Source organism: Brevibacillus sp. SAFN-007a, from assembly GCF_051967035.1.
Taxonomy (GTDB): Bacteria; Bacillota; Bacilli; order Brevibacillales; family Brevibacillaceae; genus Brevibacillus.
On record NZ_JBQCKK010000002.1, the window covers coordinates 1 to 11,672 of the forward strand.

12 protein-coding genes and 2 tRNA genes are annotated in these 11,672 nt (G+C 49.7%); 6 read left to right on the plus strand and 8 right to left on the minus strand.

The annotated features are described in order from the left end of the window. Positions 1-2 precede the first annotated feature (2 nt). From ACTHO6_RS03475 to dnaA, 8 genes are all read right to left on the minus strand, one after another. Positions 3-75: transfer RNA gene (locus tag ACTHO6_RS03475), tRNA-Ala, on the minus strand. A 50-nt stretch (positions 76-125) separates the two neighbouring features. Beyond that, positions 126-202, minus strand: a tRNA-Ile gene (locus ACTHO6_RS03480). Between the two features lie 223 nt (positions 203-425). Then, a complete protein-coding gene (gyrB, locus tag ACTHO6_RS03485) occupies positions 426-2,342 on the minus strand; it encodes a DNA topoisomerase (ATP-hydrolyzing) subunit B (protein ID WP_440240073.1) in 1,917 nt (638 codons plus the stop codon). Between the two features lie 8 nt (positions 2,343-2,350). Next, positions 2,351-2,638 carry an extracellular matrix regulator RemB gene (gene remB, locus ACTHO6_RS03490; protein WP_005828313.1) on the minus strand — a complete coding sequence of 96 codons (288 nt, stop codon included), beginning with the start codon at positions 2,636-2,638 and terminating at the stop codon, positions 2,351-2,353. Positions 2,639-2,647: 9 nt separating this feature from the next. Further along, positions 2,648-3,766, minus strand: coding sequence for a DNA replication/repair protein RecF (recF, locus tag ACTHO6_RS03495; RefSeq protein ID WP_440239429.1), 1,119 nt, complete (start codon positions 3,764-3,766; stop codon positions 2,648-2,650). A 16-nt stretch (positions 3,767-3,782) separates the two neighbouring features. Further along, positions 3,783-3,998 carry a S4 domain-containing protein YaaA gene (gene yaaA, locus ACTHO6_RS03500; RefSeq protein WP_440239431.1) on the minus strand — a complete coding sequence of 72 codons (216 nt, stop codon included), beginning with the start codon at positions 3,996-3,998 and terminating at the stop codon, positions 3,783-3,785. A 48-nt stretch (positions 3,999-4,046) separates the two neighbouring features. Next, positions 4,047-5,186, minus strand: a complete 1,140-nt coding sequence (gene dnaN, locus ACTHO6_RS03505; RefSeq protein ID WP_440239433.1) for a DNA polymerase III subunit beta — start codon at positions 5,184-5,186, stop codon at positions 4,047-4,049. A gap of 205 nt (positions 5,187-5,391) precedes the next feature. Beyond that, positions 5,392-6,753, minus strand: a complete 1,362-nt coding sequence (dnaA, locus tag ACTHO6_RS03510; protein WP_440239435.1) for a chromosomal replication initiator protein DnaA — start codon at positions 6,751-6,753, stop codon at positions 5,392-5,394. 582 nt (positions 6,754-7,335) lie between these two features. Here dnaA and rpmH point away from each other — a divergent pair. From rpmH to mnmE, 6 genes are all read left to right on the plus strand, one after another. After that, complete coding sequence (rpmH, locus tag ACTHO6_RS03515; protein WP_440239437.1) at positions 7,336-7,470, plus strand: 50S ribosomal protein L34; 135 nt, start codon at positions 7,336-7,338, stop codon at positions 7,468-7,470. Positions 7,471-7,808: 338 nt separating this feature from the next. Further along, positions 7,809-8,183, plus strand: a complete 375-nt coding sequence (gene rnpA / locus ACTHO6_RS03520) for a ribonuclease P protein component (RefSeq protein ID WP_440239439.1) — start codon at positions 7,809-7,811, stop codon at positions 8,181-8,183. A 4-nt stretch (positions 8,184-8,187) separates the two neighbouring features. Continuing rightward, on the plus strand, positions 8,188-8,412 hold the full coding sequence (gene yidD, locus ACTHO6_RS03525; RefSeq protein WP_083955845.1) for a membrane protein insertion efficiency factor YidD: 225 nt from the start codon (positions 8,188-8,190) through the stop codon (positions 8,410-8,412). Positions 8,413-8,449: 37 nt separating this feature from the next. Then, entirely contained in the window at positions 8,450-9,208 is a 759-nt protein-coding gene (yidC, locus tag ACTHO6_RS03530; protein WP_440239441.1) for a membrane protein insertase YidC, read from the plus strand. After that, complete coding sequence (gene jag, locus ACTHO6_RS03535) at positions 9,205-9,834, plus strand: RNA-binding cell elongation regulator Jag/EloR (RefSeq protein WP_440239443.1); 630 nt, start codon at positions 9,205-9,207, stop codon at positions 9,832-9,834. Before yidC ends, jag begins: the two co-directional genes overlap by 4 nt. A gap of 339 nt (positions 9,835-10,173) precedes the next feature. Next, positions 10,174-11,550, plus strand: coding sequence for a tRNA uridine-5-carboxymethylaminomethyl(34) synthesis GTPase MnmE (gene mnmE / locus ACTHO6_RS03540; protein ID WP_440239445.1), 1,377 nt, complete (start codon positions 10,174-10,176; stop codon positions 11,548-11,550). The last annotated feature ends 122 nt before the right edge of the window (positions 11,551-11,672 follow it).

Genomic DNA, 11,672 nt, shown 5'->3' on the forward strand with positions numbered 1-11,672 from the left:
GGTGGAGCTGAACGGGATCGAACCGATGACCTCCTGCTTGCAAGGCAGGCGCTCTCCCAACTGAGCTACAGCCCCATTTTCACAAAAGAGAAGCGATGTCGCATCCGGCGCTATCGCCATGTAAGTGGTGGGCCTAGGCTGACTCGAACAGCCGACCTCACGCTTATCAGGCGTGCGCTCTAACCAACTGAGCTATAGGCCCGTATCACTTCCTGGAACTTTAATCTAGCACACTTTCTGATTCATTGCAATAGAATTTTTGATTTTTTTATCATGCTTCAGTGAATTTTTTGCAAGAAGGCATGCTCAGCTATTCAGAACGCAGCGAAAAACGGCTTCGTTTCAACGCAAAACGTTTGTGGAAGCTTTTGCGATACGTTTGCATAGCCGAGCCTTCCTGCCAAAAATGGACTCCAATCAAAAGCTTAAATATCCAAATCCCTTACGGATGCAGCGTGCTGCTCAATAAACTCCCTGCGCGGCTCTACTTCGTCACCCATGAGTGTCTCAAACACCATGTCTGCTTCCATAGCGTCTTCCAGGGTCACTTGCAGGAGTGTACGCATCTCCGGATCCATAGTCGTCTCCCACAATTGGTCCGCGTTCATCTCGCCCAACCCTTTATAACGCTGGACACTTGGCTTCGGAGTAGACTTGAGGGTCGCGAGTATCTCGTCGCGCTGCTTGTCGTTGTACGCGTAATGCAATGTCTTGCCTTGCTTGATGCTGTAAAGCGGCGGCTGCGCGATATAGATATATCCCGCTTCAATGAGCTGTCGCATGTAACGATAAAAGAACGTCAGCAGCAATGTGCGAATATGCGAACCGTCCACGTCTGCGTCCGTCATAATCACAACTTTATGGTAGCGCGCTTTGGTAATGTCAAAATCTTCGCCTACCCCGGTACCGAGCGCAGTAATGATCATGCGAATCTCATTATTGCCGAGAATTTTGTCCAAGCGCGCTTTCTCTACATTCAGCACTTTTCCGCGCAAAGGAAGAATGGCCTGGAAATGGCGATCACGGCCCGACTTGGCAGAACCGCCCGCGGAGTCCCCCTCGACGATGAACAGTTCGGATTCCGAAGCGTCTTTCGAGGAGCAGTCGGCCAATTTACCCGGCAATGCACTGACTTCGAGCGCGCTTTTGCGGCGTGTCATTTCGCGGGCTTTACGCGCTGCCTCCCGGGCACGCGAAGCCATCAAGGCTTTCTCTACGATTTTTTTGGCTATGCCCGGATTTTCCTCCATAAACGTGCTAAAACGCTCACCAAAGACGGATTCGGTAATGCTACGCGCTTCCGAATTGCCGAGCTTGGTTTTCGTCTGGCCTTCAAACTGAGGCTCCTGAATCTTCACGGAGATAATCGCCGTGATTCCTTCGCGCACGTCATCACCGGAGAGGTTCGGGTCTTTTTCCTTCAGAAAATTGAATTTGCGGCTGTAATCGTTGATGACACGGGTCAGAGCCGTCTTGAAGCCTGTTTCGTGGGTTCCGCCCTCATGCGTATTGATGTTATTGGCAAATGAGTAAATGTTGCTCACATAGCTGTCATTGTATTGCAGGGCCACCTCAACCATAAGGCCGTCCTTTTCGCCTTCGCAATAAATGACCTCTTCATGCAACGCTTCCCGGTTTTTATTCAAGTATTCCACGAACTGCACGATACCGCCCTCATAGCAAAACGATTCTTCTCTCTCCTGGCCCGGGCGCGTATCTTTCAACGTAATGCGCAGCCCTTTGTTGAGAAAGGCAAGTTCGCGGATACGTTTTTGCAAAATGTCGTATTCGAAAACAGTCGTTTCCGTAAAGATCGTCGGATCTGGCTTGAAGGTGACTTTCGTTCCCGTCTCCTTTGTCTCGCCAATCACGGCAAGATCAGCATCAGGCGTTCCGACGGTAAAGCGCATATAGTGAATCTGGTTGTTTTGTTTTACTTCAACTTCCAGCCATTCGGATAGCGCGTTCACTACCGAGCTACCTACCCCGTGAAGACCACCGGAGACTTTGTATCCGCCACCGCCAAATTTTCCGCCTGCGTGCAGGACAGTCAAAACCGTCTCAACGGTTGATTTCCCGGTTTTTTCATGAATGCCGGTCGGAATTCCCCGTCCATTATCGGTTACAGATACGGAGTTGTCCGGATGAATGACCACCGAGATGTTGTCGCAATAACCGGCAAGCGCTTCGTCGATGGCATTGTCGACAATTTCCCATACCAGGTGATGCAAACCGCGGCTGCTGGTCGAGCCAATATACATGCCGGGACGCTTCCGGACCGCTTCCAGACCTTCCAGAACCTGAATCTGACTCGCATCGTAGTTTGTATCGTTCGTCGTCACTTGATCCACTACTCTGTCAACTCCTCCACTTCAGCTTGTACAAAGGGAAACTGATCCAAGCTGTCCACGAACTGAGCGCGTCGCTTTAGCGTCAGAGAAGAAATAGGTGAACAGTAAATGGCGTCCTGGGTGATTACATACGATTTTGTTTCTTCCACGCTGTGATCGACAATCGTTTTCCGTTTTTCCTCAAGAAAAGCCTTGTTGACCTTCGAGGATTTCACGGTTTGATGGTCGAGGATGGAAATGACTTCCTTTGTGCTCACCACAGTATCTCCACCAATGTGAATAAACATCCCTGACCCCTACCTTTCTCCCGAGATTGTCCCTTCCTTCACGTAAAAACGAGAGGCTTGCTGGAGGACCTGATGCTTTAAGCCTTCCACACCCGTCGTGCTTACAAACGTCTGAACCCGATCCTGAATGGTTTCGAGCAGCAGGGTTTGCCGATGTTCATCCAACTCTGACAAGACATCATCCAACAAAAGAACGGGGTATTCCCCGACTTCTTCTTTAATCAATTCAATTTCGGCCAATTTGATGGACAAGGCGCTTGTGCGCTGCTGCCCTTGCGAACCGTACGTCTGAACGTCCATATTGTTCACTTTTAGCGAAAAATCGTCGCGATGCGGCCCGATTAGCGTGCTTCCGCGCATGATTTCCCGGTCACGCATCTCTTCATAGGCAGCCAGCATTTTTTCAACAGCCTGCTCTGCCGTCATTTCAGCCGTAACGGGCGATGAGTTCACGTAGTGCAAAGAAAGCAGTTCCCTGCCGTCGGTAATGCCCGTGTGGATCTCCTGCGCCCAAACTTCCAGCTTGCGCAGAAACTCAAATCGCTTCCTCAACAATTTTACCGCTAAATCAGCCAGTTGGGTATTCCAAATTGCCAGCATTTCCAGCGAATGGCTTTTTTTCATCGCCAAGTCCTTCAACAGTTGGTTTCGCTGAGCCAGCACTTTGTTGTAATTGCTCAAATAGTACAGATAGGTGGGGGAAACTTGGCCAATTTCCATGTCAATAAAACGTCTGCGCTGGGCAGGCGCTCCTTTGACGATAGACAGGTCCTCCGGCGCAAACATGACCACATTCAAAGCTCCCACGTAGGCGCTTAGCTTTTGCTGCTCCATCCCGTTGATTTTGGCCCGCTTTCCCTTGGTTGTCAACTGCAGCTCCAAACGAACAGAACCGTAGCGACGAGAAACATCGCTACGGATCGTGGCGTAATCGGCATCCCACGCAATCAGCTCCTTGTCGCGGGGCGTGCGGTGGGATTTGGCCAGAGCCAAGACGTATATCGATTCGAGTGCATTGGTTTTTCCTTGGGCGTTGTTCCCGATGAACAACTGGATGGGGCCGTCAAAATCCAAGGATAAGGATTGGTAGTTGCGATAGTTGGTTAGCGACAGGTTCTTGAGAAACAAGAATCACGCTCTCCTCTCAGCGACGCACCACTTGAAAGCGGCCATGGCCTTCAATCGCCACTTCATCGCCAGGATATAGCTTGCGGCCCCGTCTGTTGTCCAGTTCGTCATTGACCTTGATCGGGACTTCTGCCAAAAACGCTTTGGCCATGCCGCCTGTGTCAATGACGTCAGCTAGCTTCAAAAATTGGCCGAGCGTAATATATTCGGTATGGATGGAAACCTCACGCATGGTTTGGCTCCTTTCTTTTACGAAAAAGAACTTTTTTACGAAAAAGACCTAGTAGGTACGAACTGGCAGAATCAAATGCAGCATCCAGTCGTGGTCGGTCGGACGAATCACAAACGGACTCATCGGGCCAGTGAAGCTGGCTTTGATCTCGGGGCTGTCGATCGCCCGCAAGGCATCAATCATGTATTTCGCGTTGAAGGAGATCTTCAGCTCTTCCCCGTCCATGGCTTTCGGCATCAAAATGTCGGTAACCTTACCGATTTCCGGTGCGTTGGAAGTGATCTCCACGCTGCCGTCCGGCAATGTCACCAGCTTGACCACGTTCGATTTGCCTTCGCGGCTGAGCAAGGATGCGCGCTCGATCGATTGCAAAAATTCCTTGGTGCTGACCGTGATATCGGTTTTGCTGCCTTGAGGAATGATTCTGGTCGTGTCCGGATACGTTCCTTCCAGCAGACGGGAATAGAACAGAATGTGCTTGGATTTCACCAAAATTTGATTGTCGGCTACGACGATATCAGCCGGATTTTGGTCATCATCGAGGATTTTCACCAATTCGTTGCAGCTTTTTCCTGGCACGACTACGTTGTGGAAGGACAGGTCTTCCGGGCATTCTACCATCGCAGTACGGCTGGCCAAACGGTGACTGTCAGTAGCGACAAAGCGAAGCTTGCCTTGCTCCAGAGACCACATCAATCCAGTGAGAATCGGACGCATTTCGGAAGTAGAGACGCCAAAAACCGTTTGCCGGATCATGGTCTTCAGCAAGTCACAGGGAACGCTGAAAACTTTGTCCTCTTCCAGATGCGGCAGTTGAGGAAACTCGCTGGCATCCATACCGTTGATGGTGAATTCGGCTTGTCCCGAACGGATCTGGGTAACGAGACGGTCGTCTACTTGAATGTCGATCTCGTTGCTTGGCAGTTTGCGCACGATTTCGCTAAAAATTCGCGCTGTCAAAACAACGCTTCCGGGCTGATGGATCGTTACTCCCCATTCTCCCGCTTCTTCCAAAGGAATCTGCACCTCAATGGATACATCCGAATCGCTTGCAGTCAGAGTAAGTCCCTCATCATCCGTCTTTATCTTAATCCCAGTCAAAATCGGAATGGTTGTTCTGCTGGAAACCGCTTTGCTGACATGTGACACGGCGTTAGACAGCTTGTCTCGCTGAACGGTAATATGCATTAACGTGATCCTCCCTCTATCTGCGCCATTTTTTCATTGGCTATGCATAATGGCTGCGTCTTTATCATATCTTATTAGGATAAATCTTTTTAACAGAAGTAGTAATAGGTCTTGTGGATATGTGGATATGCGGATGGAGAACGTAAAAGATAGCCTATACACATGTGGGTAAGTTGTGTATAGGCTTTTTGCGTTATGCACAGGTTTAATGGTTTGCTTTTAACTTTTCAATGAGCGACTGAATCGTAGCTTGCATCTGCGGGTCACTTGCCAGCGCCCGTGAGATTTTTTCGTGGGCATGAATGACGGTAGTATGGTCGCGTCCGCCAAATTCATCCCCGATTTTTGGCAATGAGGCATCTGTCAGTTCCCGAGACAAATACATCGCGATTTGCCGCGGAAACGCAACGGTTTTGGTCCGTTTTTTCGCCTTAAAGTCTTCCAGCTTCAGGCTAAAGGCTTCTCCGACCGCGCGCTGGATATCCATGATCGTAATCACGCGAGGGCGAGAAGACGGAATGATGTCTTTCAACGCTTCCGCGGCCAGCTGCGTATCAATGTCGCGATTAATCAGGGAAGAATAAGCCACGACACGAATCAGGGCGCCTTCCAGCTCACGGATGTTGCTGTCGATTTGGTTCGCGATGTAGGCCATTACCTCGTTCGGAATGTCCAAATTCTCCGCTTTCGCTTTTTTGCGCAAAATGGCAATCCGCGTTTCCAGATCTGGCGGCTGGATATCGGTAATCAGCCCCCATTCGAAGCGGGAACGCAAGCGATCCTCCAGAGTCGGGATCTCTTTGGGAGGCCGGTCAGAGGAGATAATGATCTGCTTGCTTTCTTCATGCAGGGCATTAAACGTATGGAAAAACTCTTCCTGCGTCGATTCCTTGCCTGCCAAAAACTGAATATCATCAATTAAAAGAACGTCTACACTCCGGTACTTATTGCGGAATTCGACGGCCTTGTTGTCGCGAATCGAGTTGATGAATTCATTGGTGAACTTCTCTGACGACAAATAGACCACTTTTGCCGATGGGTTGTGCTGAATGACATAATGGCCAATTGCATGCATCAAGTGAGTTTTGCCAAGTCCGACTCCTCCGTAAATGAAGAGAGGGTTGTAAGCTTTGGCAGGAGCTTCCGCGACCGCAAGCGAAGCGGCGTGAGCGAAGCGATTTCCCGCCCCGATGACGAAGGTGTCAAAGGTGTATTTGGGATTTAAAATGCTGGGCGGTTGGTCGTCCGCTGCGGAAGGCGGCGCGCTCATTTTCACCCGCGGGGCTGGTTGTTCTTCGGTAAATGCGGCATCCTGATTTTGCAGGGCGACGAATTTTACCTTCATATTGATACCTGTCACTTCATATAGTGTATCGGTAATCAGTTGAGCGTACCTGGTTTCAAGCCAGTCCCTCGCAAAGTCATTGGGTGCGGCGACGATTAGTGCATCCTCTTCCAAGGTGGTTGCTCTCGTCGCTTTGAGCCAGGTATCAAAACTTGGTTTGCTTAGCGATTTTTCTATCTTGGCGAGAACTTTGCGCCATAGTTCGCTAATCGCTGCATCCAACCAGAATCCCTCCTTTTGGGCCATCCGAAAAATAAAAGTATCGATAGAAAATGAATGATAGCAATTGCCAAAAATCTCATAGGTGCGACCCAATTGTCAACACGGTCGTTTACAGCGACTGTGGATAAAAAAAGTCGAAAAATAGGGATTCCGCTCGTAGAAGAGAAAAAAAGCAGACGGTTATCCGCATCCCTGTGAGTAACGACATACACATAGGAAGGAATCTGTCCACAAACTTATCCACACCCTGTGGAAAAATAGATTTGCCTATCGGAGTTATTCACGCTTCAAAACAAAAACATAATAACAGATATAAGGCATGGTATCAATGGTTTTTTCACACTTATCCACAAACACAACCACTGGTATCTGTCACATATTCACACCTCTATATTTTGTGTACAAGCTGTAGATAAACTTGTCGAAATCTGATTTTGTGGATAAAATGATATCCACAGATTCGGGAAATAGTTTTGTGGGGATATTTGCCTTGGAAATGAAATTCCACTGTTGCTTGACTTTTTTACTATATGTCCTTATAATGCAAAAGAATGTCTGTGCGAGACGGAGGTGTAATACGAAATGAAACCATCTTTTAATCCTAACAATCGCAAGCGCAAAAAGGATCATGGATTCCGTAAGCGCATGAGCACAAAAAACGGCCGTAAAATTTTGGCTGCTCGTCGTCGAAAAGGTAGAAAAGTTCTTTCCGCGTAAGGCCACATTTCCAGTGGCCTTTTTGTTTGCGTCATGATGTCGGAAAATTCTTTTTAAGGTGCGGAGAATCATTACCTAGCTATGGAAAGACGCTTGCATCCTGATAGAAAAAGAGGCGGGAGAAGCCGCAAAAGCTTTGGAAGACGGGGGGCGGGAGCCTCTACGCTGCGGCGAGCGAAGGCTGGATTTGTCGAAAAAAGAGGCGAAGATTCTCTGGCGTTTTTTTGATTTTCGCACAAAGTACATAGACTGAGGGAAAAAAGTGGACGAAACAAGGATATACTGGTAGATGCTGTTTGCGTTTTCTACTATAATTGGGATGTTAGGGGTTGTTTACCTTGCATCGTTCACACCGGCTCAAAAAAAATGAGCACTTTCAAGCAGTGTTTCAACGAGGAACTTCCGCTGCCAACAAGCAATTTGTCCTGTATTCAGCCAAACAGGAGGGACAGGCTGCTTTTCGCGTCGGAATTTCTGTCAGCAAAAAAATTGGAAACGCTGTTGTCCGCAACAGAGTCAAGCGGCTGATTCGCGAAGCGGTAGCCCGGCTGGAGTCAGACATTCCAGTCGGCCTCGATCTCGTCATCATCGCCCGTACGGGAGTGGAAGACATGTCGCTTGAAGCCATTGAGCAGTCTTTGTTGCACGTGATGAAGCGCGCCAAAGTAATCAGACGGGCACCCGTACATAATGGAAATGGAAAAAGAGGGTGAAACGATGGTTGCGAAAATCATGGTTTGGTTGATTCGGGGATACCAGTTGTTTATTTCTCCGCTGAAGCCTCCTACATGCAGATTCGCGCCTACCTGCTCGCACTACGCGATCGAATCGGTTCGCCGTTTTGGTGCGTGGCGCGGAGGCTGGCTGGCTCTTCGTCGCATCCTGAAATGTCATCCGTTCCACCCGGGCGGGTTTGATCCAGTTCCGGATCAACGCAAATAAGCATACCTCATTGAAGCGGGGAAAAGGAGGATCACCCTTGAGTAGACGTACCCTCAGCATGCTTATGCTGACTCTGCTGGTTCTTGTGCTGTCAGGCTGTAACCCGGCGACTGCTGCGCCCATCGGTCCTGACGCAACCGGCTTCTGGGACAAGTATTTTGTATATCCCTTGTCCTGGTTGATTAAAGAAAGCGCTTTGGTGCTTGGAAACAACTATGGCTTCGGTATCCTGGTAGCGACAGTCATCATCCGGTTGATTGTGCTGCCTTTGATGGTCAAGCAAATCAAGAGCTCCAAGAAAATGCAGGAGCTTCAACCGGAGATGCAAAAAATCCGTGAGAAGTATAAAAACGATCCGCAAAAAGCGCAACAGGAAACCATGGCAATCTTCCAGAAAAACGGCGTCAATCCGCTTGCCGGTTGCTTGCCGATGCTGGTGCAAATGCCCATCCTGATCGCCTTTTACCATGCCATCATCCGGACGGAGGAAATCAAGTCGCAAACGTTCCTCTGGCTGACTTTGGGCGAAAAAGACCCGTACTACATCTTGCCGATCATCGCTGCGATTACGACGTACTTGCAGTCGAAAATGATGGGACAAGCAACGCAGGGCAACCCGCAAATGCAAATGATGCTGGTCATGATGCCGCTGATGATTTTGGCTATCGCCGTTACATTGCCATCTGCGCTTTCCCTGTACTGGGTATACGGCAACCTGTTTACCATCGTACAAACGTATTTCCTGTATCGTGATAAAGGCACTAAGCTTACTCCCAAGGAGGGAACCTCCAAGTGAAAAAGGTGGTAGCTACGGCAAAAACGATAGACGATGCTGTGCAAAAAGCTTTGCTGGAATTGGGTGTACCGCGTGAAAAGGCGCGTATCCGCGTTCTGGAGGAGCCAAGCAGGGGCCTTTTTGGACTGATCGGAGCCAAGGACGCCAAAGTGGAAGTGGAATTTCATTTTGACCCGGTTGCGCAAGGACGCGACTTTCTTCAAGATGTTTTGTCTAACATGAAGGTGAACGCCAAAGTGGAGACGCGCACAAACGAAGAAGGCATCCTGTTTGATATCCAGGGCAGCAACCTGGGAATCATCATTGGCCGCAGAGGGCAAACGCTGGATTCCTTACAGTATCTCGTAAACGTCGTAGCGAACCGTCATGCGGACAAGCATGTGCGCATCACATTGGATGCGGAGAATTACAGGATGCGCCGCAAGGAAACATTGGAGCAGCTGGCTGACCGGGTGGCGAAAAAGGCCCTGTCGACCAGGCGGGATGTAAGGCTGGAGCCGATGTCAGCTGCGGAGCGCAAAGTGATTCATGCCTTCCTGCAAAAAAGAGCGGATGTCGTCACGTTCAGTGAAGGAGACGAGCCAAACCGCTATATCGTCATTGCACCGAAAGAAGCCTCTCGTTAGGCTTCTTTTTTTTTTGCGTTCGCTCGACGCGGGAGCGGCCCGGTGCCACGGTCAGAGCAGACAACCGTTGGGAGCGGACGAAGAATCGACAACTTGCGACGTGCAAACCAAAGCAGTTGTCCACTGTGGACAATAGCAGGAAGGGTTGAGCTTTTCGCAAAAAGATCATACTGTGGATAACGAGAACGGACAGCAACCTTGGACGGCGGGGTTGCTTTTTCTGGCTGGCGAAGGAGAGTGTGTAAAATTTGCACTTTCGTTTGGAATTTTTCAAGGCGATCTGTTAAGCTAGTAAGTTAGTGGCTGACTTGTCTGATTGGAAAGCTTGAGGTGAAGGGCATGAAATTCGATACAATTGCAGCGGTTGCGACACCGATGGGCGAAGGCGGCATTGCCGTCATTCGGGTAAGCGGTTCGGAAGCGATTGAAGTTGTGGATAAGATATATAAAGGAAAACAGCGGTTGTCCACAGTGGACAGCCATACGATCCACTACGGTCACTTGTACGATCCACAGACGGGCGAACGGGTGGAAGAGGTGCTTGTGTCTGTGATGAAGGCTCCACGTACGTTCACGCGAGAGGATGTAGTGGAGGTCAACTGCCACGGGGGCATCGTATCCGTCGAAAAGGTGTTGGAGCTGATTCTGGATAACGGAGCCAGACTGGCGGAGCCGGGCGAATTTACGAAGCGTGCGTTTTTAAACGGACGCATCGACTTGTCTCAGGCGGAGGCTGTGATCGACTTGATCCGGGCCAAAACAGACAGGGCGATGAAGGTGGCTTTGAACCAGGTAGAGGGCAAGCTGTCACGGCTCATTCGACAGCTGCGCCAAAATTTGATTGAAGCCATGGCGCATATCGAAGTAACGCTGGATTATCCCGAGCATGATGTCGAGGAGTTTACGCAAAGCTTCCTGCGCGGCAAATGCCAGGAGGTAAAAGCCGAGATTCAACGGCTTTTGCAGACAGCCAAGCAAGGGAAAATATTGCGCGAAGGCTTGTCTACGGCGATAATCGGGCGGCCGAATGTAGGAAAATCCTCTTTGTTGAACAGTCTCGTTCAGGAGGAAAAAGCCATTGTCACCGATGTGGCCGGAACGACTCGCGACGTCATTGAAGAGTACGTCAATGTGCGAGGGGTTCCGCTGCGTCTCATTGATACGGCAGGAATTCGCGATACCGATGATATCGTGGAGAAAATCGGCGTGGAAAAATCACGGCAGCTTTTGCAAAAAGCTGATCTCGTTCTGCTCGTCGTCAACTACAACGAGCCGCTCACTGCCGACGATTATGCGATTTTTGAAGCGGCAAAAGGCTTTCAGGTGATCGTGATTGTAAACAAGTTCGACTTGCCGCAAAAAGTGGACCTGGAAGAGATCAAGCGTCATTTCCCGCAGCAGCCGCTTATCATGACCTCAGCGCGTGAGGAGAAGGGTATCGACTTGCTGGAGCAGGCGATCGGAGACATTTTCTTCAGCGGACGCGTACAGCAAGATGATTTGACCTATGTGAGCAATGCCCGGCATATTCAACTGCTTCGCCAGGCGGAAAAAGCAATTGACGAAGCGCTGGCCGGAATTGATGAGTTGATGCCGGTCGACATGATCCAGATCGACATCAAAAAGTCGTGGGAGCTGCTCGGCGAAGTGATCGGAGAGAGTGTCGGTGAAGATTTGATCGACCAGATTTTCTCCCAGTTTTGTCTGGGCAAGTGATCGAAAAGAAGCAGTTTGTCATTCATGCAGGCAAGGAGCGCTCGCTTGGCGTGTAGTCAGTTAGCGGCGAGTTTGCAGGATAGTAGGTAGCAGGTAGAAGCAAGTCGTATTGGCAGGACGCA

Excerpts from the sequence above, each read along its gene's own strand:
- remB (WP_005828313.1), bottom strand. The coding sequence starts at position 2,638 with ATGTTTATTCACATTGGTGGAGATACTGTGGTGAGCACAAAGGAAGTC.
- rpmH (WP_440239437.1), top strand. The coding sequence starts at position 7,336 with ATGAAACCATCTTTTAATCCTAACAATCGCAAGCGCAAAAAGGATCAT.
- mnmE (WP_440239445.1), top strand. The coding sequence starts at position 10,174 with ATGAAATTCGATACAATTGCAGCGGTTGCGACACCGATGGGCGAAGGC.
- dnaN (WP_440239433.1), bottom strand. The coding sequence starts at position 5,186 with ATGCATATTACCGTTCAGCGAGACAAGCTGTCTAACGCCGTGTCACAT.
- yaaA (WP_440239431.1), bottom strand. The coding sequence starts at position 3,998 with ATGCGTGAGGTTTCCATCCATACCGAATATATTACGCTCGGCCAATTT.
- yidD (WP_083955845.1), top strand. The coding sequence starts at position 8,188 with ATGGTTGCGAAAATCATGGTTTGGTTGATTCGGGGATACCAGTTGTTT.